Origin of the sequence: Isoptericola nanjingensis (genome assembly GCF_050311635.1) — a bacterium.
Taxonomy (GTDB): Bacteria; Actinomycetota; Actinomycetes; order Actinomycetales; family Cellulomonadaceae; genus Isoptericola; species Isoptericola nanjingensis.
The window spans coordinates 131775-153361 of record NZ_JBNOZL010000001.1 but is presented as its reverse complement, the minus strand read 5'-3'; the positions used below and the strand labels follow the sequence as shown (position 1 = coordinate 153361).

At 74.8% G+C, this 21587-nt stretch carries 19 protein-coding genes; 10 read left to right on the top strand and 9 right to left on the bottom strand.

Features of this window, described 5'->3' with window-relative positions; all coding sequences use genetic code 11:
* Positions 1 to 55: 55 nt before the first annotated feature.
* The 4 genes from ACQP6G_RS00685 to ACQP6G_RS00670 are packed head-to-tail and all read left to right on the top strand — an operon-like array spanning position 56 to position 4865.
* Positions 56 to 2281 carry a polyribonucleotide nucleotidyltransferase gene (locus ACQP6G_RS00685; RefSeq protein WP_429762253.1) on the top strand — a complete coding sequence of 742 codons (2226 nt, stop codon included), beginning with the start codon at positions 56 to 58 and terminating at the stop codon, positions 2279 to 2281.
* A gap of 7 nt (positions 2282 to 2288) precedes the next feature.
* Entirely contained in the window at positions 2289 to 3575 is a 1287-nt protein-coding gene (locus tag ACQP6G_RS00680; RefSeq protein ID WP_429762252.1) for a M16 family metallopeptidase, read from the top strand.
* A 43-nt stretch (positions 3576 to 3618) separates the two neighbouring features.
* Entirely contained in the window at positions 3619 to 4392 is a 774-nt protein-coding gene (dapB, locus tag ACQP6G_RS00675) for a 4-hydroxy-tetrahydrodipicolinate reductase (protein WP_429762251.1), read from the top strand.
* Positions 4389 to 4865 carry a tetratricopeptide repeat protein gene (locus ACQP6G_RS00670; protein ID WP_429762250.1) on the top strand — a complete coding sequence of 159 codons (477 nt, stop codon included), beginning with the start codon at positions 4389 to 4391 and terminating at the stop codon, positions 4863 to 4865. Before dapB ends, ACQP6G_RS00670 begins: the two co-directional genes overlap by 4 nt.
* On the opposite strand, the gene ACQP6G_RS00665 is transcribed toward ACQP6G_RS00670, so the two are convergent.
* The 4 genes from ACQP6G_RS00665 to ACQP6G_RS00650 form a co-directional block, all read right to left on the bottom strand.
* Positions 4843 to 5418 (bottom strand): hypothetical protein, encoded by a 576-nt coding sequence (locus ACQP6G_RS00665; RefSeq protein ID WP_429762249.1) that lies wholly within the window; start codon positions 5416 to 5418, stop codon positions 4843 to 4845. The two genes, ACQP6G_RS00670 and ACQP6G_RS00665, sit on opposite strands and share 23 nt — an antisense overlap.
* A gap of 96 nt (positions 5419 to 5514) precedes the next feature.
* The gene (locus ACQP6G_RS00660; protein WP_429762248.1) at positions 5515 to 6705 is read right to left on the bottom strand and encodes an MFS transporter; all 1191 of its coding nucleotides are present in this window, start codon (positions 6703 to 6705) and stop codon (positions 5515 to 5517) included.
* A 52-nt stretch (positions 6706 to 6757) separates the two neighbouring features.
* Entirely contained in the window at positions 6758 to 8632 is a 1875-nt protein-coding gene (locus ACQP6G_RS00655) for a glycoside hydrolase family 3 protein (protein ID WP_429762247.1), read from the bottom strand.
* Positions 8632 to 9942 (bottom strand): MFS transporter, encoded by a 1311-nt coding sequence (locus tag ACQP6G_RS00650; protein ID WP_429762246.1) that lies wholly within the window; start codon positions 9940 to 9942, stop codon positions 8632 to 8634. Before ACQP6G_RS00650 ends, ACQP6G_RS00655 begins: the two co-directional genes overlap by 1 nt.
* 169 nt (positions 9943 to 10111) lie before the next feature.
* Here ACQP6G_RS00650 and ACQP6G_RS00645 point away from each other — a divergent pair, with 169 nt between their 5' ends.
* Complete coding sequence (locus ACQP6G_RS00645; protein ID WP_429762245.1) at positions 10112 to 10747, top strand: TetR/AcrR family transcriptional regulator; 636 nt, start codon at positions 10112 to 10114, stop codon at positions 10745 to 10747.
* Positions 10748 to 10818: 71 nt separating this feature from the next.
* On the opposite strand, the gene ACQP6G_RS00640 is transcribed toward ACQP6G_RS00645, so the two are convergent.
* The 5 genes from ACQP6G_RS00640 to ACQP6G_RS00620 form a co-directional block, all read right to left on the bottom strand.
* Positions 10819 to 13170: an aryl-beta-d-glycosidase gene (locus ACQP6G_RS00640; RefSeq protein ID WP_460624685.1), complete on the bottom strand. Its 2352-nt coding sequence runs from the start codon at positions 13168 to 13170 to the stop codon at positions 10819 to 10821.
* Between the two features lie 83 nt (positions 13171 to 13253).
* A complete protein-coding gene (locus ACQP6G_RS00635; protein ID WP_429762244.1) occupies positions 13254 to 13763 on the bottom strand; it encodes a GNAT family N-acetyltransferase in 510 nt (169 codons plus the stop codon).
* A gap of 29 nt (positions 13764 to 13792) precedes the next feature.
* Positions 13793 to 14113, bottom strand: coding sequence for an AzlD domain-containing protein (locus ACQP6G_RS00630; RefSeq protein WP_429762243.1), 321 nt, complete (start codon positions 14111 to 14113; stop codon positions 13793 to 13795).
* A complete protein-coding gene (locus tag ACQP6G_RS00625; protein ID WP_429762242.1) occupies positions 14110 to 14820 on the bottom strand; it encodes an AzlC family ABC transporter permease in 711 nt (236 codons plus the stop codon). The genes ACQP6G_RS00630 and ACQP6G_RS00625 overlap by 4 nt, the downstream gene beginning before the upstream one ends.
* Before the next feature lie 47 nt (positions 14821 to 14867).
* Positions 14868 to 16334 (bottom strand): NAD-dependent succinate-semialdehyde dehydrogenase, encoded by a 1467-nt coding sequence (locus ACQP6G_RS00620; RefSeq protein ID WP_429762241.1) that lies wholly within the window; start codon positions 16332 to 16334, stop codon positions 14868 to 14870.
* Between the two features lie 142 nt (positions 16335 to 16476).
* Here ACQP6G_RS00620 and ACQP6G_RS00615 point away from each other — a divergent pair, with 142 nt between their 5' ends.
* The 5 genes from ACQP6G_RS00615 to add all read left to right on the top strand — a co-directional run bounded on the left by ACQP6G_RS00615 (position 16477) and on the right by add (position 21585).
* Complete coding sequence (locus tag ACQP6G_RS00615; RefSeq protein ID WP_429762240.1) at positions 16477 to 17016, top strand: AAA family ATPase; 540 nt, start codon at positions 16477 to 16479, stop codon at positions 17014 to 17016.
* A 43-nt stretch (positions 17017 to 17059) separates the two neighbouring features.
* Entirely contained in the window at positions 17060 to 17998 is a 939-nt protein-coding gene (dapA, locus tag ACQP6G_RS00610) for a 4-hydroxy-tetrahydrodipicolinate synthase (protein ID WP_429762239.1), read from the top strand.
* 22 nt (positions 17999 to 18020) lie between these two features.
* Positions 18021 to 19706: a ribonuclease J gene (locus ACQP6G_RS00605; protein ID WP_429762238.1), complete on the top strand. Its 1686-nt coding sequence runs from the start codon at positions 18021 to 18023 to the stop codon at positions 19704 to 19706.
* 417 nt (positions 19707 to 20123) lie between these two features.
* Positions 20124 to 20483, top strand: a complete 360-nt coding sequence (locus tag ACQP6G_RS00600) for a DUF4328 domain-containing protein (protein ID WP_429762237.1) — start codon at positions 20124 to 20126, stop codon at positions 20481 to 20483.
* 31 nt (positions 20484 to 20514) lie between these two features.
* Positions 20515 to 21585 (top strand): adenosine deaminase, encoded by a 1071-nt coding sequence (gene add, locus ACQP6G_RS00595; protein WP_429762236.1) that lies wholly within the window; start codon positions 20515 to 20517, stop codon positions 21583 to 21585.
* The last annotated feature ends 2 nt before the right edge of the window (positions 21586 to 21587 follow it).

Below are 21587 nucleotides of genomic sequence, written 5' to 3'. Positions count from 1 at the left end.
CTCGATCGAAGACCGCCGAGCCGCGGCGGCGCCCTCGAGATCAAGGAGGGCACCCGTGGAGGGTCCCGAGATCCAGTTCGCCGAGGCCGTCATCGACAACGGCCGCTTCGGCACCCGCACCGTCCGCTTCGAGACGGGCCGCCTCGCCCGCCAGGCCGCCGGCTCCGTCGCCGCGTACCTGGACGGCGAGACGATGCTGCTGTCGGCCACGACGGCCGGCAAGCACCCCAAGGACCAGTTCGACTTCTTCCCGCTGACGGTGGACGTCGAGGAGCGGCAGTACGCCGCCGGCAAGATCCCCGGCTCGTTCTTCCGCCGCGAGGGCCGCCCCTCGACGGAGGCGATCCTGGCCTGCCGCCTCATCGACCGCCCGCTGCGCCCGCTGTTCGTCAAGGGCCTGCGCAACGAGGTCCAGGTCGTCATCGACGTCCTGGCCATCCACCCCGACGACGCCTACGACGTCCTGGCGATCAACGCCGCGTCGGCGTCCACGCAGATCTCCGGCCTGCCGTTCTCCGGCCCGGTCGCGGGCGTGCGCGTCGCGTTGATCGACGGCCAGTGGGTCGCGTTCCCGAAGTACTCGGACCTCGAGCGCGCCGTCTTCAACATGGTCGTGGCCGGCCGCATCGTGGGCGACGACGTCGCCATCGCGATGATCGAGGCCGAGGCGACCGACGACGCCTGGAAGCTCATCAAGACCGAGGGCGTCGCCGCGCCGACCGAGGAGGTCGTCGCCCAGGGCATCGAGGCGTCGAAGCCGTTCCTCAAGGCCCTCTGCGAGGCGCAGGCCTCGCTCGCCGCCCAGGCGGCCAAGGAGGTCAAGGACTACCCGGTCTTCCTCGACTACCAGGACGACGCGTTCGCCGCCGTCGAGGACGAGGTCTCCACGACGCTGCGCGACGCGCTCGCGATCGCGGACAAGCAGGACCGCGAGAACCGTCTGGACGAGCTCAAGGAGGGCCTGCTCGGCGCGCTCGGCGAGCGCTTCGAGGGCCGCGAGAAGGAGCTGTCGGCCGCGTACCGCGCCCTGCAGAAGAAGCTCATCCGCCAGCGCGTCCTCACCGACGGTGTGCGCATCGACGGTCGTGGGCTCGCGGACATCCGCACCCTGTCGGCCGAGGTCGAGGTCATCCCGCGCGTGCACGGCTCCGCCCTGTTCGAGCGCGGCGAGACCCAGATCCTGGGCGTCACCACACTGAACATGCTGCGCATGGAGCAGCAGATCGACTCGCTCGGGCCGGTCACGCGCAAGCGCTACATGCACAACTACAACTTCCCGCCGTTCTCCACCGGTGAGACGGGCCGCGTCGGCAGCCCGAAGCGCCGCGAGATCGGCCACGGCGCGCTGGCCGAGCGTGCCCTCGTGCCCGTGCTGCCGTCGCGCGAGGAGTTCCCCTACGCGATCCGCCAGGTGTCCGAGGCGCTGGGGTCGAACGGCTCCACCTCGATGGGCTCCGTCTGCGCCTCGACGCTGTCGCTGCTCAACGCGGGTGTGCCGCTGAAGGCGCCGGTCGCGGGCATCGCCATGGGCCTCATCTCCGACACGGTCGACGGTGAGACCCGCTACGCGGCCCTGACCGACATCCTGGGCGCGGAGGACGCGTTCGGCGACATGGACTTCAAGGTCGCCGGCACCAGCGAGTTCGTCACGGCCATCCAGCTCGACACCAAGCTCGACGGCATCCCGGCGTCGGTCCTGGCCGGCGCGCTGACCCAGGCCCGCGATGCGCGCCTGACCATCCTCGAGGTGCTCGCCGAGGCGATCGACGTGCCCGACGAGATGTCCCCGAACGCCCCGCGCGTCATCTCCGTGAAGGTGCCGGTCGACAAGATCGGCGAGGTCATCGGGCCCAAGGGCAAGATGATCAACCAGATCCAGGAGGAGACGGGCGCGGACATCTCCATCGAGGACGACGGCACCGTCTACATCGGCGCCACCGACGGCCCCTCGGCCGAGGCCGCCCGCGCGGCGATCAACGCGATCGCCAACCCGCACGTCCCCGAGGTGGGCGAGCGCTTCGTCGGCACCGTCGTCAAGACGACGTCGTTCGGCGCGTTCATCTCCCTCTCGCCGGGCAAGGACGGTCTGCTGCACATCAGCCAGATCCGCAAGCTCGTGGGCGGCAAGCGCGTCGAGAACGTCGACGACGTGCTGTCCGTGGGCCAGAAGGTCCAGGTCGAGATCGGCGAGATCGACCCGCGCGGCAAGCTCTCGCTCGTCGCGGTGACCGAGGACGAGAAGGCCGACGAGCCCGCCGCCGACGCCCCCGCGGAGGCCTGACGCTCTGATGTCCTGGCACCTTCCGCTCGTCCCCGCGGGCGAGCCCGGTGCCGACCTGCCCGGCGGTGTTCGTGTGCTCACCGAGTCGATGCCGGGCCTGCGCTCGGCCACGGTGGGCGCCTGGGTCGGCGTCGGCTCCCGCGACGAGACCGACGGCCACTTCGGCTCCACGCACTTCCTCGAGCACCTGCTGTTCAAGGGCACGCCCCGCCGCTCGGCGATGGACATCGCCGAGGCCTTCGACGCCGTCGGCGGCGAGGCCAACGCGGCCACGGGCAAGGAGCACACCTGCTACTACGCCCGCGTGCTCGACGCCGACCTGCCGATGGCGGTCGACGTCATCGCCGACATGGTCACCTCGGCGCGCCTCGACGAGGGCGAGCTCGAGACCGAGCGCGGCGTGATCCTCGAAGAGCTCGCGATGAACGACGACGACCCGGGCGACGTCGTGCACGAGGAGTTCTCCGCGGCCGTGCTCGGCACGCACCCGCTCGGCCGGCCGATCGGCGGCACCCCGGACACGATCCGGGCCGTGCCGCGCGACGCCGTCTGGGAGCACTACCGCTGGCACTACCGGCCCGAGACCCTGGTGGTCTCCGCCGCGGGCGGCGTCGACCACGACGCCCTCGTCGGGCAGGTGACGGACGCGCTGATCACCGGCGGCTGGGACCTGGCCGCCGGGGCGGCCCCGCGCGACCGGCGGCCGACCGCCGCCGACCCCGTCGGCGTCCCGACGGAGGGCGTCGAGCTCACCGTGCGGCGCCAGGTGGAGCAGGCGAACGTCATCGTGGGGTCCACGGGCCTCGCAGCCACCGACGACCGCCGCTTCACGCTGTCCGTGCTCAACGCCGTCCTGGGCGGCGGCATGTCGTCGCGCCTCTTCCAGGAGGTGCGCGAGCGCCGCGGACTGGCGTACACCACGTACTCGTTCGCCTCCGGTCACGGCGGGCTCGGCACGTTCGGCCTGTACGCCGGCTGCTCGCCCGCGAAGGTCGACCAGGTCACCGAGCTGCTCGTCGCCGAGCTGGAGCGGATGGCGACCGAGCCCATCACGGACGCCGAGCTGGAGCGCAGCATCGGGCAGCTCTCGGGCGGCCTCGTGCTCGGCCTGGAGGACTCCGGGTCGCGCATGAGCCGGCTGGGCAAGGCCGAGCTGGTGTACGGCGAGCTGCTGACCCTGGAGGAGTCCCTCGAGCGGGTCCGTGCCGTGACCGTCGACGACGTCCGCGAGCTCGCCGCCGACCTGGCCGCGCGGCCGCGGTCCGTCGTGCGCGTCGGTCCGTTCGGCGACTGAGACCGGTCCCGACGACATGAAGAACGAGATCGGAGACTCACCCATGACCAAGAGCATCAAGGTGGCCGTGCTCGGAGCGGCCGGGCGGATGGGCGCCACCGTGTCCCGGGCGGTCGAGGAGGCGGCGGACCTCGAGCTGGTCGCGCGCCTCGACGCCGGCGACGCGGTCGACGCCGACGCCCTGGCCGGCGCCGACGTGGCGATCGACTTCACGGTGCCGGCCGCCACGGAGGCGAACGTGCACGCGGTGCTCGACGCCGGCGCGCACGCCGTCGTCGGGACGACCGGGTGGGACGACGCCTCGCGCGGCCGGGTCACGGAGCACCTGGAGCGCGTCAACTCCGCGCGGGCCGGACAGGACGGGCTGGGCGTGCTCATCGCGCCGAACTTCGGCCTGTCGGCCGTGCTGGCGATGACGTTCGCGGCCAAGGCGGCGCGGTACTTCGAGTCGGCCGAGGTGGTCGAGCTGCACCACCCCGACAAGGTCGACGCCCCGTCGGGCACGGCGCGGCACACCGCCGCGGCGATCGCCCGCGCGCGGTCCGAGGCCGGCCTGGCCCCGATGCCGGACGCCACCGAGACGGGCGTCGAGGCGCGCGGCGCCGACGTCGACGGGGTGCGCGTGCACGCCGTCCGGCTGCGGGGCCTCGTGGCGCACGAGGAGATCCTGTTCGGGAACGTCGGCGAGCAGCTCGTGATCCGGCAGGACTCGTTCGACCGGGTGTCGTTCATGCCCGGCGTGCTGCTGGCGGTGCGCGAGGTCGTCTCGCGGCCCGGGCTGACCGTGGGCCTCGAGAACGTGCTGGACCTGTCGTGAGCGACGCGCCGCGCCGGCGGCTGCCGCGGGGGCTCGCGGGGGCGGTCGCCGTCACCGCGCTGCTCGCGTTGTACGTCTGGCAGATCGCCGGGCGCGGCGTGTCGATGATCGGCACCGGCGAGCCGGTGCTGATCGCGATCGGCCTGGCCGTGCTGGTCATCCCGCTGCTCGTCATCGTGCTCATCGCGCGCGAGTACCGCCTCGCGACGCGGGTGCAGCACATGGCCGACGTGCTCGCGGCCGCGGGCGAGCTGCCGGTGGACGACCTGCCGCGCTCGCCCGGTGGACGGGTGGACCGCGCGGCCGCGGACGCCGCCTTCGAGGAGCGCCGGGCCGCGGCGGAGCAGGACCCGGACGACTGGAAGGTCTGGTATCACCTGGCGTTCGCCTACGACGCGGCGGGCGACCGCCGTCGGGCGCGCGAGACCCTGCGCAAGGCGTCGTCGATGTTCAGGCCGGGCGCGACGTCCTGACCGGGCCGCCGGCCGCGGTCCCGACGGCCGGCGGGCCCCACGGCGTGAGCTGCGCCCAGCAGTACAGCCCGTGGCGCACCTGGCGTGCGCGGTCGGCGAGCCCGCCCAGCGCGACCAGGGCGGGCGCGAGCCGGTCGGCGGCGGGCAGGCTCCCGCCGCTCGCCGTGGCCCACGAGCGTGCGACGTCGAGCAGCCGGTCCGGGGCCGCGGCGGCCAGCGCCTCCGCGAGCTCGTCCGAGACGGCCACCACCCAGGGGCCCTCGTCCGCGCCGTCCACGAGGACGCCGTGCCGCGGATGGGCCGTGACCTCCGCGTACGGCCGCGCGCACAGCGCCTCCGCGACGCGTCCCAGCATCACGAACGGCTCCACCGCCGGCAGCCGCACGGTGTCGAAGAGCGGCCGGCCCGAGCCTCGCGCCAGGACCGACGGCCCCGCCTCCTGGTGCACCACCGTCGCCGCGACGGCATCGGTGGGCGCCGCGAAGTAGTCGGTCACGAGGGGCGCGGCGCTGCCGCCGCGCCGCGCTCCCGGCAGGGACCCCGACAGGTTCATGGGGACACGCTCGCACCCGGGTGCTACGGGCGCGTCACGGCGTCGTGACGACCCGGGAACGGATCGTCGGAACGACTCGCCCGGGCCTGCCGACGCCTACGACGTCGCGTGGCGCGGGAACGCCTGGCGGGCGACGAGCACCGCCACGAGCGCGACGGCGACGATCGCGGCCCCGGTCAGCGCCAGGGCGCGCGGCCCGGGACCGGCGACCACCACCGCGCCCACGGCCGCGCCGAGCCCGATGCCGAAGTTCGAGGTCGCGTTGACGAACGCCCCGGCGATGTCGGGCGTGGCGCCCTGGGTGCGCAGTGCCGCGGCCTGGAACGTGGCGGGGATGGCGCCGAACGCGGCGAGCCAGACGCCCGCCGCGACCAGCACGCCGACGGCGCCCGGCAGCGCGAGCGCGACGGCGACGAGGGCCACGGCGATCGCGGCCATGGACGCGATCGTCAGGGCGCGGGGGCTGTGGTCGAGGTAGCGGGCCGCGGCCCAGAGCCCGACCAGCCCGAGCGCGCCGAACACCAGCAGCACCGGCCCGACGGCGGCCTCCGACAGCCCGGCGGCCAGCAGCAGCACGGAGATGTACGTGTACACGGTGTACTGGCCTCCGAAGAGCACGGTGTTCGTGCCGACCACGAGTCCGAGGCGGGCGCGCCCGCGGCGGGCGGCCGCGGCGTCGCGCGGGGCGGAGGGCTCGACGGCGACCGACGGCAGCAGGCGCGCCACCAGCAGGGCGGTCACCGTGCAGACGGCGGCGAGCACGCCGAACGACCAGCGCCAGCCCACCGCGGCCCCGAGCGACGTCGACAGCGGCACGCCGAGCACGAAGCCGAGGGTGCCGCCGGCGGTCACGAGGGTGAGGGCACGGCCGGTGTACAGGGGGCTGACGAGGCGCGCGGCGTACGCGATCGACACGGAGAAGAACACCGCGTGCCCCAGCCCGCCGAGCACGCGCGCGCCCGCGACCACGGCGTACGACGGCGCGACGGCCACCAGCAGGTTGCTCGCCGCGTACGTGGCGAGCGTCGCGAGCAGCAGAGGCTTGCGGGCGAGCGACCGGGTGGCGATCGTCAGCGGCACCGCGCAGGCGGCGACCACGAACGCGTAGACCGTGACCAGCAGGCCTGCCGTCGACTCGCTCACGCCGACGCCGCGCGCGACCTGCGGCAGCAGGCCCACCGGCAGCACCTCGGTGGTGATGGCGACGAAGTTGGCGACGCCGAGGACGGCGATCCCTGCCGCGGCGTCCCGGACGGTGCGGGCGGGGGCCGGGGAGGAGGACGTCACCGCCTCATCCTCCCATCGGCGGTCGCCGGGCGCGGCGGGCGCCCACCACCGGTCAGAGCGCCAGGCCGTGGCCGAACCGGAACAGCGGGTCGGCGGTGTCGAACGCCACGTCCTCGCGGGACGCCTCCACGGCGGCCGTCGACCGGGGCAGGTCGAACGGGAGGCGGCCCTCGGCGGGGACGACACCGGTGAGGGCGTCGAGCAGCGCCGGGGTGGAGGCCCCGAAGTTCGCGACCAGCGACCCGCGGTCGCCCAGCGCCTCGAGCACGGGGGCGAGGATCGCGGGCCGGTCGAGGTAGACGTCGACGACGGTCGGCACCTGCGCGGCGATCTCGGCCACGTGCGCGACGACCTCCGCGGGGAAGTCGAGCGAGCCGGCGTGGAAGAAGCCCTCGAAGCCGGGCCCGCGGTCGTCGTACGGCGCCTTGAGGCGCACCAGCGCGACGTCGGCCTCGGCGGGGGTGGCGACCAGGGTCGCGCCCTCGAGCCCGTCGACGACGTCGGCGGCACCCTCCACGAACACGCGGAGGCCGCGGGCCAGCGGGAGGCGGGCCGCGCCGTCGGCCGCGGACGCCAGCGGGGTCACGGACCGCGACTGGGCGCGCCGCCCCGCGGCCACGAGGTCCGGGTGCCCGACGACGGACGCCGCGGCGTCGGCGTCGGCGTAGCGGGCGCCGTCGAACAGGCCCAGCTCGAACTTCTCCCGCAGCAGGCGGGCGACGGACTCGTCGACCCGTGCCTCGGTGACCCGACCCGCGCGGACCAGCTCCACGACGAGCTCGGGGCACGCCTCGCCGCCGAGCTGGTCGGCGCCGGCCGCGAGGATCCTCTCCAGCCGGTCGACCGGAGCGAGGTGCTCGACGCCCCAGGCGCGGGCCGGGAACGGCTGGCCGAGGATCTCGGCGTCGGACACCAGGCCCCAGTCGGTGCACACGACGCCGTCGAAGCCGAGCTCGTCGCGCAGCAGGCGCGTGAGGATCTGCCGGTTGAAGCCGAACCCGACCTGCTCGACGGCCTCGGGCCCGTCGCCGAGGTCCGCCTCGAGGCCCACCGGCATGCCGTAGTACGGCATCATCTGCCGCGTCCCCGCGGCCAGCAGCGCCGTGAACGGCTCCAGGTGCTCGGCGAAGCGCCCGCCGGGGTACACCTGCTCGCGGCCGTAGGCGAAGTGCGGGTCCTCGCCGTCCTGCTGCGGCCCGCCGCCGGGGAAGTGCTTGGTCATGGTCGAGACGGAGCGCGCGCCGAACGTGCCGGGCAGGCCGGCTGCGCGGGCGACGTCGCCGGTGGCCTGGAAGCCGCGCACGTACGCGCTGCCCATCCGGCCGGTGAGCTCGGCGTCCTCGCCGAACGTGCCGTTCGCGCGGGACCAGCGGGGCTCGGTGGCGAGGTCGACCTGCGGGTGCAGGGCCGTGCGGATGCCGACGGCCAGGTACTCGCGGCGCGCGGCGTCGGCGTGCTCCTCGACCAGGCGCTCGTCGCGGGTGGCGGCGAGGCCGAGCGTCTCCGGCCACTGGGAGAACGGCCCGGACAGCAGCGCGGTGCCGGGGTTGTCGGTGAACGCGTGCCGCGGGTCGGTGGACACCGTCACGGGGATGCCGAGGCGGGTGGACGCCGCGAGCTCCTGGAGCCGGTTGTGCCAGAGCGCGAACTCGCGGGCCGTGGGCGGCGCCATGAGCACGTTGAAGTGCGTCATCTGGCGCTTCACCACCATGTCGGTGGTGGCGGGCACGCCCATCGCGGACGGGCCCTCGGACAGCGCGCCGCCCTCGCCCACCTCGATCATGGTCTGGAAGAGCTGGCCGGCCTTCTCCTCGAGCGTCATGCGGGCGAGCAGGTCGGCCACGCGCTCGGCGACGGGGCGCGACGCGTCGCGGTACGGGGCGTGGGCGGGGACGGGTGCGTCGGCGGTGCCGGTCGGTGCGGTCATCAGCGGGCTCCTCGGATGAACAGGGTGGCCACGGCGCCGAGGGCGACGATGACCGCGGAGATGGCGAACAGGGCGGTGTAGTTGCTGCCGCCGGCGCCGATGGCGAGGAACGCGGGGGCGAGAGCCGGGGCCACGGACTGCGGCAGCGCGTTGGCGATGTTGAAGACGCCCATGTTCTTCGCGGCCTCGGTCTCGGCGTTCGGCAGCACGTCGGTGACGAGCGCGAGGTCGACGGCGAAGTAGGCGCCGAGGCCGGCGCCGAACAGGGACGCCCCCAGGTAGAGCATGCTCGGGCCCTGCACGAGCGCGAACGTGAGGAGGCCGGCGCCGGCCAGCAGGGTGGCGACGACGACGAAGACCTTGCGGCGGCCCGTGCGGTCGGACAGCACGCCGCCCACGAGGGACGCCACCACCATGACGACGGCCTGCACGACCATGAGCCGCAGCTGCCAGCTCAGCGCCGTGGCGTTGTCGAAGCCGAACCGGTCGATGAGGAAGTACAGCTGGTAGGTGTTGTAGAGCGCGAAGCCGAACAGCATGAGGAAGCGGCCGAGGAAGGTCCACGCGAAGTCGGGGTGCCGTCGCGGGGAGACCCAGAAGCCCTTGAGGAACGCGCCGAGGCGGAACGGGGCGACGTCGGCCCGGTCGAGGTGGCGGTCCTTGAGGACGGCCACGAGGGCGAGCACGCCGACGACGGCCAGGAACGTGGGGACGAGGAAGATCCAGATCTCGCTCGCCCCGGCGGCGGTGAACCCGAAGGCGAGCGCGATGCCGACCAGAGGGGCGAGCTGCTGGGCCATGCCGAGCAGGCTGGAGACGCGGGCGCGCTGGGTCTCGGCGACCTGGTCGGGCAGCAGCGCCTGGAGCGCGGCCTGGGTGCCGTTCATCGCGGCCTGCGTGACGGCCCACCCGATCACGACCATCCAGATCGCCGGCGCGAACGCGATGAGCAGGAGGCCGACGGCGCCGAGCAGCACGCCCCACAGCAGCCAGGGCCGCCGCATGCCGAGCCGCGACGTCGTGCGGTCGGACAGGGCGCCGGCGACGGGGTTGGCGACGAAGGCGAAGAAGGCCCCGACGCCGGTGACGAGCGCGAGGTTGGTGGCGCGGGTCTCGGGCGTGGACAGGGCGTCGACCTTGAGCGCCAGCGTGCTGACCACGGGGGTGAGCACCGCGATGTACAGCGCGAAGAACGCGAGGACGTAGGCGACGACCGTCCCGGTGCCGGCGGCGGCGCGGCCGTCCTCCGGGACGTGGGTCGGGGACGCGGGGGACTGGCCGGCCGGTGCGGGGGCCTGAACGTCTGCCATGGACGACTCCTGATTCTCTGCCGGGCCCGCCGTCGGACCCGCGCTCGACCAATGCCTACCGCCTGGTCGGAAAGTGAGGCTACCGCATGGTAGGTATTGGTGCCAAGAGTCCTGGTGGGGCGGATCGACCCGTCGGACGCGCGGGGGAATCGAGGGGAGAATGATCGACGTGAGCGACACGACGATCGAGGACGAGGCCGCGCCCCGCCGGGGGTACGCCAAGGGCCGGGCCAAGCGCGAGGAGATCCTGCAGGCGGCGATCGGCATGTTCGGAGAGGTCGGCTACCACGGGGCCTCGCTGCGCGAGATCGCGTCGCGGGTGGGCATCTCGCACCCGGGCCTGCTGCACCACTTCCCGACCAAGGCGGCGCTGCTGGAGGCGGTGCTGGAGCATCGCGACGAGATCGACTTCGCCGACTTCGACCGGGATCTCGAGCAGGGCCGGAGCATGTTCGACGCGCTGGTGCGCCTGGTGCAGCGCAACGCGCTGCGGCGGCCGGTCGTCGAGGTCTTCGCCGGGCTGGCGGCCGAGGCCACGTCGCCCGACCATCCCGCCCACGAGTACTTCTCCGAGCGGTACCCGTCGACCGTGCGCCGCAGCCGGGTCGAGCTGGAGCGCCTGGCGGCGGAGGGGCGGCTCGCCCCGGGCGTGGACCCCGAGGTCGCGGCGCGCACCATCGTCGCGATCATGGACGGGCTGCAGATCCAGTGGCTCTACTCGCTGGACGATCCGCGCGCGCAGCGCGTGGACATGGCGGCGGACCTGCGGGCCTACCTCGACCTGATCGTCGTCGACCCGGCCTGATGGTGTGGGCGCTCGTCCGGCGTGACCGGCGGTCCGGGTAGCGCCGGACGAGCGCCCACGACGTGCGGCGGTCAGGCGTTCGCGGCCGCCACGAGCTGGGCGAGGGTGCCGCGGTCGAACCCTGCCAGGCCGAAGTCGGCGATGACCGCGAGCGGCATGTCCGTGGCCATGGCCAGCAGGCCCGGGTCGACCGGCGTGCCGTCCAGGGCGCCGCGCACCACGGGCCCGGCCACCGGGTGCTCGAGCGCCTCGCCGAGCGTCGACAGCTCGTGCAGCGGGAGGGTGACGTCCTCTCCGACGACGTCGACCACCAGCTCGGCGCGCAGGTCGCGGGACGACGCGCCCACGGCGACGCGGAACTCGCCGCCCTCCAGCACCCAGCGGCGCAGCACGGGGTGCCAGTACGACAGGTCGCGGGCGTCGAGGCCGAACGTCACGACCCGCGACTCGCCCGGCTCGAGGTGCACCTTGGCGAACGCCTTGAGCTCGCGCTCGGGCCGATGCACCTGGGCCTGCGGGTCGCCCACGTACACCTGGACGACCTCGGACCCGGCGACGGGGCCGGTGTTGGTCACGCGCACGGCGACGCGCACCTGGGCGTCGGCGCCGGAGCCGGTGACCTCCGCCGCCGCGTCGTCGTAGGCGAACGTCGTGTACGACAGGCCGTGCCCGAACGGGTACGCGACGTCGACCTGGCGGGCGTCGTACCAGCGGTAGCCCACCAGCACGCCCTCGCCGTAGCGGACGTGGCCGAGCTCGCCGGGGAAGTTCCCGAAGGCCGGGGTGTCCTCGAGGCGCAGCGGCAGGGTCTCGGTGAGCCGGCCCGACGGCGCGACGGCGCCCGTGAGCACGTCGGCGACGGCGGAGCCGCCGGCCTGGCCGCCCAGCCAGCCGGTGAGCAGCGCGGGGGCGACGTCCTGCCACGGGGCCACCGAGATCGCGGAACCGCCGGCGAGCGCGACGACGACCCGCGGGTTCGCCGCCGCGACGGCGCGCAGCAGCGCGACCTGGTCGGCGGGCAGGTCCAGGTGGTCGCGGTCGTAGCCCTCCGACTCGTACGCGGCGGGAAGGCCGAGGAACACCAGCACGGTGCGCGCGCCGCGCGCCGCCTCGACGGCCTCGGCGACCAGGGCGTCGGGCGAGCGGTCGTCGGCCGGACCCTCGGCCAGCGTGTACCCCGCGGCGAACGGGAGGTCGGCGCCGGCGGCCGCCCTCAGCGCGGTCAGCGCGTCGTCGAGGCGGGTCGGGTTGACCTGCGAGGACCCGGCGCCCTGGTAGCGCGGGGTCCGGGCGAGCTCGCCGACGACGGCGACGCCCGCGAGGGCGCCGGGCGCCAGGGGGAGGAGGGGTGCGCCGTCGACCGGGGCGTTCTTGAGCAGCACGGTGCCCGCGGCCGCGGCCTCGCGGGCGAGCGCGTGGTGGGCGTCGACGTCGAACGACCCGGGCGCCTCGGCCGCCGGCAGCGACCGGGCGACGAGGTGCAGGACGCGGCGGGCGGCCGCGTCGACCAGGGCCTCGTCGAGCTCGCCGTCGCGCACCGCGGCGACGACCTCGGCGTCGGTGCGCCCGCCGGACGACGGCATCTCCAGGTCGAGTCCGGCGGCGACGCCGGCGACGCGGTCGCGCACCGCGCCCCAGTCGGACACGACGAGGCCCTCGAAGCCCCACTCGTCGCGCAGCACCGTCGTGAGCAGCCAGTCGTGCTGCGAGGCGTAGACGTCGTTCACCTTGTTGTAGGCGCACATGACGGTCCAGGGCTGTGCCCTGGTGACGACGCGCTCGAAGGCGGGCAGGTAGATCTCCCGCAGCGTGCGCTCGTCGACGTCGGCGGACACCCGCATCCGGTCCGCCTCCTGGTTGTTGGCGGCGAAGTGCTTGAGCGACGTGCCGACGCCGAGCGACTGGATGCCCTCGACGAGAGCCGTCGCGAGCTCGCCGGCCACCACCGGGTCCTCGGAGAAGTACTCGAAGTTGCGCCCGCACAGCGGCGACCGCTTGATGTTCACGCCCGGGCCGAGGAGGACCGCGACGTCGTTCGCCCGGGTCTCCCGGCCGAGGGCCTCGCCGACCCGGTGCAGCAGGTCGGCGTCCCAGCTCGACCCGAGCGCGGCGGCCGTCGGGAAGCAGGTGGCGGGCACGCTGTTGCCGAGGCCGAGGTGGTCCGCGTTCTCGTCCTGCTTGCGCAGGCCGTGCGGGCCGTCGGTGACCATCACGGACGGGACCAGCGTCTCGCCGTCGCGCTCGACCGGCTGCGTGTGCCAGAAGTCGACGCCGGAGAGCAGCGAGGCCTTCTCCTCGAGCGTCAGCCGGGCGAGCACGCGCTCGACGTCGAACGGGTGGGCGGGGTGCTCGGGGGTGCCGTCCGCCGCTGTGGTGGGCACGGTGGTGGGCACGGCGGCGGGCACGGTCGGGTCGAGGGTCACGGGGGCGCTCCTGGGGTCGGCGACGGGCAACCCCTGCAGCGTAGCAAGAAACCTACCGCGCGGTAGGGAAAGTGGGGCCCGGCTCAGATGGCGGCGGACCAGCGCCGCTCGACGACGTCGCGCACGCCGGTCGCGAGGGTGCGGGACGTGCCGTCCGGCCCGAGGCCTGCCGAGGAGAGGAAGCGCTCGCGCGCGGAGTCGTCGTCGAGCACCCAGGTGACGACCTGCTCGGCACCGTCGGTGCGGAGCCGGTCGACCGCGGCGGACAGCAGCCGCGAGCCGTGGCCGCCGCGCTGGTGCCGGGGCTCCACCTCGAGCGCTACGAGCTGGCCAGGTCCCACGGCCGCGAAGCCGACGATCTCCGGCCCGTCCAGGGCGACGAGCACGGCGAAGCCGGGGCCCGGGGGAGCGGTGATCGCCCGCGCCCATCGCTCGCGCATGGTGTCGGTGTCGAGCGCGTCGACGACGCCGTCGCCCAGCGCCACCTCGTGCGTCGCGCGCCACGCCGACACCTGGACGCGCGTGACCGCGTCCTCGTCGCCGGGGACCGCCGGGCGGACCGAGACGTCGGCCGTCTCGCGGAAGAGTGCCATCGGGCCACCCTAGTGAGTGCGGGCGGCGCTCAGCCCCAGCCGAGCGCCCGCAGCCCCGCCGCGGTGGCGGCCGCGAGCACGACCACGAGGATGAACGGGGCGCGCAGGGCGAGGGCGATCGCCGCGACGGCGAGCGCGGGCACCCGGGCGTCGACGACGAGCGCCTGCCCGTCCGCGAAGGTCTGCACGACCACGAGCGAGACGAGCAGCGCCACGGTCACGAGGGTCGACGTGCGCTGCACGCGCTCCGTCGCGAGCCAGTGCTCGGGGATGAGATGGCCGGCGAGCTTGAGCCCGAAGCTGAGCAGCGAGGCGGCGAGGACGGCCACCCACAGCGCGGTGGTGGTCATGCGGCCTCCTTCCGGTCGTCCGGCGTGCTCGGCGTCGCGACCACGCCCACGACGATCGCGACCGCCGCGGCGGCGAGGACGGGCACGCCCGCAGGGACGACGGGGATCAGCGCGGCGGTGACGACGACGGCGAGCGCCGCGACGACCTGCGCGCGCCGGGCGGCCAGGCGCGGCCACACGAGGGCGAGGAACGCGGCCCCGGCTGCGGCGTCGAGCCCCCAGGCGCGCGGGTCGCCCAGCGCGTCGCCGGCGAGGGCGCCCAGCAGCGTGAACGCGTTCCACAGCACGAACACGCCGATCCCGGTGACCCAGAACCCGGCCCGGGTGGCGGCGCGCTCCCGCTGGCCGACGGCCACCGCGGTCGACTCGTCGATCGTGAGCTGTGCCGCGGCGAGGCGTCGCCAGCCGCGCACCTCGAGCAGCGGCGCGACGACGGCGCCATACAGCGTGTTGCGCACCCCCAGCAGGGTCGACGTGGCGATCGCGGCGACGGGGGAGCCGCCCGCGGCGACGACCCCGATGAGGGCGAACTGCGACCCGCCGGAGAAGAGCAGCAGGCTCAGCGCCATCGTCTGGGGCACGCTGACGCCCGCCACGACCGACAGCGCCCCGAACGAGATGCCGTACAGGCCGGTGGCCACCGCCACGCTCGCCCCCTGGCGGACGGCGGACCGCACCGCCGGGTCGTGCCCCTGTCCACGTGTCACGCCGGTAGGAAATCACGGCGCGTCCCGGGCGAGAAAAAATCCGGGGCTCAGAGCGCCACGTACACCGTCTCGAGGTACTCCTCGAGACCCGCCTCGCCGCCCTCCCGGCCCAGGCCGGACTGCTTCATGCCGCCGAACGGGGCGCTCGCGTCGGAGACCATGCCGCGGTTGATCCCGATCATCCCGGCGTCGATCTCCGCCCCGACACGCAGGGCCCGCTCCAGGGACGTCGTGTAGGCGTACGCGGCGAGCCCGTACTCCGTGTCGTTCGCGAGGGCGAAGGCCTCGTCGTCGTCGGCGAAGCCGACGACGGGCGCCACCGGGCCGAAGATCTCCTCGCGCACGGCCCGCGCGTCCCGGTCGACGCCGGCGAGCACGGTGGGCTCGAAGAACGTGCCGGGGCCGTCGGGGCGCCCGCCGCCCGTGAGCACCTGCGCGCCGCGGTCCGTGGCGTCGTCGACGAGCGCGGTCACCTTCTCGACGGCCGGGGCGTCGATGAGCGGGCCGAGGTCGACGCCGTCCACGTCGCCGCGCCCGACGCGCAGGGCCGCGAACCGGTCGGCGAGCCGCCGCGCGAACTCGCGGGCGACGGAGTCGTGCACGAGGAACCGGTTGGCCGCGACGCACGACTGGCCGGCGTTGCGGAGCTTCGCGACCGTCGCGCCGTCGACGGCGGCGTCGAGGTCGGCGTCGGCGAAGACCACGAACGGCGCGTTGCCGCCGAGCTCCATCGACGTGCGCAGCACCTGGTCGGCAGACTGTTTCAGCAGCGTGCGCCCGACGGCGGTGGATCCGGTGAAGGACAGCTTGCGCAGCCGGTCGTCGGCGAGCAGCGGAGCCACGAGGTCCCCCGAGCCCGCCGTGGGCACGACGTTCACGATGCCGGGCGGCAGCCCGCGCTCGGCCGCCTCCGACCGGATCACCTCGGCGACGAGCATCGTGGTGAGCGGGGTCTGGTGGGCCGGCTTGATCACGATCGTGCAGCCCGCCGCGAGCGCGGGGCCGATCTTGCGCGTCGCCATCGCGATGGGGAAGTTCCACGGCGTGATCAGCAGCGCCGGGCCGACCGGCCGCCGGTGCACGAGCTGCCGGTTCGCGCCGGCGGGGGCGGTGCGCACCAGGCCCTCGGCCCGGACCGCCTGCTCGGCGTACCAGCGCAGGAAGTCGGCGCCGTACGCGACCTCGGCACGGGCCTCGGCCAGGGGCTTGCCGCACTCGGCGGTGATGAGGGACGCGACGGCGTCGCTGCGCGCGACGAGCCGCTCGTACACGGCCCGCAGCAGCTCGGACCGCTCGCGCGGCGCGACGGCGCGCCACGCGGGCGCGGCGTCGGCGGCGGAGGCGAGCGCGCGCCGGCCGTCCTCCGGGGAGGCGTCGGCGACGTCGAACAGCACCTCGCCCGTGGCGGGGTCGGTGACCTCGAACGTCCGCCCGCCCGAGGCCGCGGTCCAGTGACCGTCGGCGAGCATGCCGGTCGGCAGGTGGGCGACGAGCGCGGGCGACAGCGAGCTCATGCCCCGAGTATGCACAGCGCGCGGTCCGCTCGACACGGGGAACGGCAGACCTCGCCCGCGGCCGGTTCCCCGCGACGCTCCCGACGACGTTCCCGACGACGTTCCCGACGACGTTCCCGACGACGTTCTCTACGATCGACGGATGGGCGACGGGCGGGGCGAGGGCGCGGTGACGCTGCTGCTGCTCAACGGGCTGCCGGGCGCCGGGAAGTCGACCGTCGCCGGGGCGCTCGCGGCCGGGCGGCCAGGCGCGCTCGTCCTCGACGTGGACGTGGTGCGCACGCTGATCTCCGGCGACCCCGCCCGGGCGGCGGAGCCCGCCCGACGCCTCGCCCTCGACATGGCGCGCTCGCACCTCCGGGCCGGCGCCCACGTCGTCGTCCCGCAGCTCGTCGCGCGACCCGACCAGGTCGCACGGTTCGCGCGCGCCGCCGCGGACGGCGGCGCGCGGTTCGTCCACGTGATCCTGCGGGTCGCGCCGGCGACGCTCGCGCGTCGGGTGGCGGCCGACCGTGCTGCCGGACGCGCGGCGCACCGTGCCGACCTCGACGACGCCGCCCGGGGCGCCTACGCGGCGGGCCTGCGCGAGGTGCTCCGCACGGCGGCCGCGGTCGAGGTCGACGCCGACGCGGCGGACGTCCCCGGCCTGGCGGCGCGGCTGGGGCGCCTGCTCGACGGGTGAGTCCCGTCCGTCGTGCACGGTCGCGCCCGGTACGGTTGACCTCATGACGCTCGCCCCTGCCGCCGCGCGCCCTTTCGGCGCCGTCCTCACCGCGATGGTGACCCCCATGACGCCCTCGGGCGACCTGGACCTGGACGCGGCGGTCAAGGTGGCGAAGCGCCTGGTGGACGACGGCAACGACGGGCTCGTGCTGTCGGGGACCACCGGCGAGTCACCGACGACGCACGCCCCTGAGAAGGCGGACCTCGTGCGCGCCGTCGTGGACGCCGTCGGCGACCGGGCGTACGTGCTGGCGGGCGCCGGCTCCAACGACACCGTGCACGCCGTGCGCATGGCCGAGCAGGCGGCGGAGGCGGGCGCCCACGGGCTGCTCGTCGTCTCGCCCTACTACTCGCGCCCGTCGCAGGAGGGTCTGTACCGGCACTTCGCGACCGTCGCCGACGCCACCGAGCTGCCCGTGATGCTGTACGACGTCCCGGGGCGCACGTGCGTGCGGATCGCGGCGTCGACCTACGAGCGCATCGCACGGCACCCGCAGGTCGTCGCCACGAAGGACGCCACCGGTGACGTGTCGTCCGTCGCGCCGCTGGCGGCCGCGACGGGCCTCGCCTGGTACTCGGGCGACGACAGCCTGCTGCTGCCGTTCCTGTCCATGGGCGGGGCCGGTATCGTGTCCGTCTCCGCGCACGTCGTGGGCGGGGCGTTCGCCGAGGTCGTGCGCCGGTGGGACGCCGGGGACACCGCCGGCGCCCTGCGGGCCTACCTGCCCACCGTGCCCGTCATCGAGGCGCTCAACGGCGCCGGCGCGCAGGCCGCGATGGCCAAGGCCGCGATCGAGGCGCTCGGTCTCGTGGACAACCGCGAGCTGCGCCTGCCCAACGTGGCCGCCTCCGAGGACGACGTCGCGCGGCTGCGCGACGCCCTCGCGACGGCGGGCTACCTGAACGACGGCGTCCGTGCGGGCGTCACCACACTTCCGTAAGACCTACCGGCCTGGAGGCCCCGTGAGCCACCCTCACCCCGAACTTCCCCTGCCCCCCGCCCTGCCGTCGAAGGGGCTGCGCATCGTGGCCCTCGGCGGCCTGGGCGAGGTGGGCCGCAACATGGCCGTCCTCGAGTACGAGGGCCGCCTGCTGATCATCGACTGCGGCGTCCTCTTCCCCGAGGACCACCAGCCCGGCGTGGACCTGATCCTGCCGGACTTCGACTACATCAAGGACCGTCTCGACGACATCGAGGCGATCGTCCTGACGCACGGGCACGAGGACCACATCGGCGCCGTGCCCTACCTGCTGCGGCTGCGCCGGGACATCCCGCTCGTCGGCTCGCGGCTCACCCTCGCGTTCGTCGAGGCGAAGCTCAAGGAGCACCGCATCAAGCCGGTGCTGCGCGTCGTCGCGGAGGACCAGACCGAGGCGTTCGGCCCCTTCGACTGCGAGTTCGTCGCCGTCAACCACTCGATCCCGGACGCGCTCGCCGTCGCCGTCACGACCGGCGCCGGCACGGTGCTGCACACCGGCGACTTCAAGATGGACCAGCTGCCGCTCGACGGCCGCATCACCGACCTGCGCGCGTTCGCCCGGCTGGGCGAGAAGGGCGTCGACCTGTTCATGGTCGACTCCACCAACGCCGAGGTGCCCGGCTTCGTCACCAACGAGGTCGAGATCGGCCCGGCGCTGGACGCCGCCTTCGCGCAGGCGGAGAAGCGGATCGTCGTCGCGTCGTTCTCCTCGCACGTGCACCGCGTGCAGCAGGTCCTCAACGCCGCGCACGCGCACGGCCGCAAGGTCGCGCTCGTCGGCCGCTCGATGGTGCGCAACATGGGCATCGCGGCGGAGCTCGGCTACCTCGACGTCCCCCCGGGCGTCCTCGTCGAGCTCAAGCAGGCCGCGAGCCTGCCCGACGACCGCATCGTCTACATGTCGACCGGGTCGCAGGGCGAGCCGATGGCCGCCCTGAGCCGCATGGCCAACGGCGACCACAAGGTGCAGGTCGGCCACGGCGACACCGTGATCCTCGCGTCGTCGCTCATCCCGGGCAACGAGAACTCGGTGTTCCGGGTCATCAACGGGCTCACCCGCCTCGGCGCCCGCGTCGTGCACTCCGGCAACGCGAAGGTGCACGTGTCCGGCCACGCCAGCGCCGGCGAGCTCCTGTACTGCTACAACGTGCTCAAGCCGAAGAACGTCATGCCGGTGCACGGCGAGGTCCGCCACCTGGTGGCGAACGGCGCGCTCGCCGTCCGCACGGGCGTGCCGGCCGACCGCGTGATCCTCGCCGAGGACGGCGTCGTCGTCGACCTCGTGGACGGCAAGGCGTCCGTCGTGGGCGCGGTGCCCTGCGGCTACGTCTTCGTCGACGGCTCGACCGTGGGCGCGGTCACGGAGAACGAGCTCAAGGACCGCCGGACGCTGTCCGAGGAGGGCTTCGTCTCCGTCTTCGCCGTCGTCGACACCGCGACCGGCAAGGTGATCGCCGGCCCGCAGATCCTCGCCCGCGGCATGGCGGAGGACAACGCGGTCTTCGAGGAGATCCAGCCCGACGTCGTGGCGGCGCTCGAGAACGCGATCGCGGGCGGCGCCGCCGACACCTACCAGCTGCAGCAGGTGATGCGCCGTGTCATCGGGCAGTGGGTCAACCGGCGCCTGCGCCGTCGGCCGATGATCGTGCCGGTGGTCGTCGAGGCCTGACGGACCGGACGCCCTGGTCAGGGGCACGAGCGGCGGGGCCGCGCCACGATGCTGGCGCGGCCCCGCCGCCGTCCCGGAGGTCTCCACGACCCAGCCCGACCCGTTCGCCCCGCCGTCCGGTGCCACCCCGCCGCCCGGCGCCACGCCGCCCGAGGCTCCGCCGGCTCCCGCGCCGGCCGCCCCGACGGGGCTCGCGGCGGCGACCGTCGCCCTGGCGGTGGCCTGGTCCGTCGTTCAGGTGGTGCGCCCGGCCGCCTCGTTCCAGGTGGTCGGTCCCTCCGAGGCGGCGCTCGCGGCGGGCGGGTCGGCCTGTCGGTCTCGACGCCGTACGACGAGCTCGGCAACCTCCTCCTGCCGCTCCAGGTCGCGGCGTTCGTCGTCGCGTGCCTCGGGGTCCAGCAGTGCCGGCGGGGCGCGGTGGTGCTGTCCCCTGCGGTCCGGCAGGTGCCCGGGCCGGTGTGGGTCTGGCTGGGCTGGGCGGTCCCCGTCGTCTCCCTCTGGTTCCCGTTCCAGGTGGTGCGCGACGTGCGCGCCGCCGCGGTGGGCGGCCGGACGCCGAGCCGGCTCGGCTGGTGGTGGGCGTGCTCGCTCGTGGGTCTGTGGGCGTCGAAAAAGGCGGCGTTCTCGTCCCTGGGCCTCGCCTCGCGAGACCCGGAGACGGTCCCCGTGTTCGAGGGCCTCGCCACCGTGGCCGTGGTGGCGGGCGCCGTCCTCTGGATCGGCCTGGTGCGCGAGATCACAGGGGGGCTGCGGGCCGGGCTCGCCCCGGTCGCCTGAGCAGCGCACGCGGCACCGTACGCTGCCTGGCATGACCCCGACCCCCTCGACCCCGGCGTCGTCCCACCCGCTCGCGGCGACCCCGCAGCGACCCCCGCGCGCCGAGCTCCACCTGCACCTGGAGGGCACCCTCGAGCCCGAGCTGGCGTTCGCCCTCGCCGACCGGAACGGGATCGCCCTGCCGTTCGCGGACCCGGCCGCGCTGCGCACGGCGTACGCGTTCACGGACCTGCAGTCCTTCCTCGACCTCTACCACGCGACGTCCCAGGTGCTCCGCACGGCGGACGACTTCGCGGACCTCACGGTCGCCTACCTGCGGCGGGCCGCGGCGGGCGGGGTGCGGCACGCCGAGCTCATGGTCGACCTGCAGACGCACGTCGCGCGGGGCGTGCCCCTGGCGGAGGTCGTGGCGGGCGTGACGCAGGGCCTCGCGGACGGCGAGGCGGAGCTCGGCGTCTCCGGCCTGCTGATCGCGGCGTTCCTGCGCCACCGCCCCGGGGCGGAGGCGGAGGAGCTGCTCGACGACCTGCTGGCGCTCGACGCCCCGGTCGCCGGCGTGGGGCTCGCGTCCACGGAGGTCGGTTTCTCGGCAGCCCCGTTCGCGCCGGCGTTCGCCAAGGCCGCCGCGCACGGGCTGCGGCGCACGGCGCACGCCGCCGAGGAGGGCCCCGCCTGGCACGTCACCGAGGTGCTGGACCTGCTCGGCGCGGAGCGGGTGGACCACGGCATCCGCGCGCTCGAGGACCCGGACGTGGTGGCGCGGCTGGTGCGCGACCAGGTCCCGCTCACCGTGTGCCCCGTCTCCAACGTGCGTCTGCGCGCCGTGCCGTCCCTCGCGCAGCACCCGCTGCCGGCGATGCTCGAGGCGGGCCTGAACGTGTCGCTGAACTCCGACGACCCGTCGTACTTCGGCGGCTACGTCGACGAGGTCGACGACGCCGTGACCGCGCAGTTCCACCTCTCGCGGGACCAGCGCGCCGACCTCGCCGCGGCGTCGTTCCGCGGGTCCTTCCTGGCTCCCGAGGCGGTGGCGCGCCACGTGGCCGACGTCGAGGAGTGGCGCGGGGGTCGAGCAGCACCGGGGCTGAGCAGCGCGTCCTGACG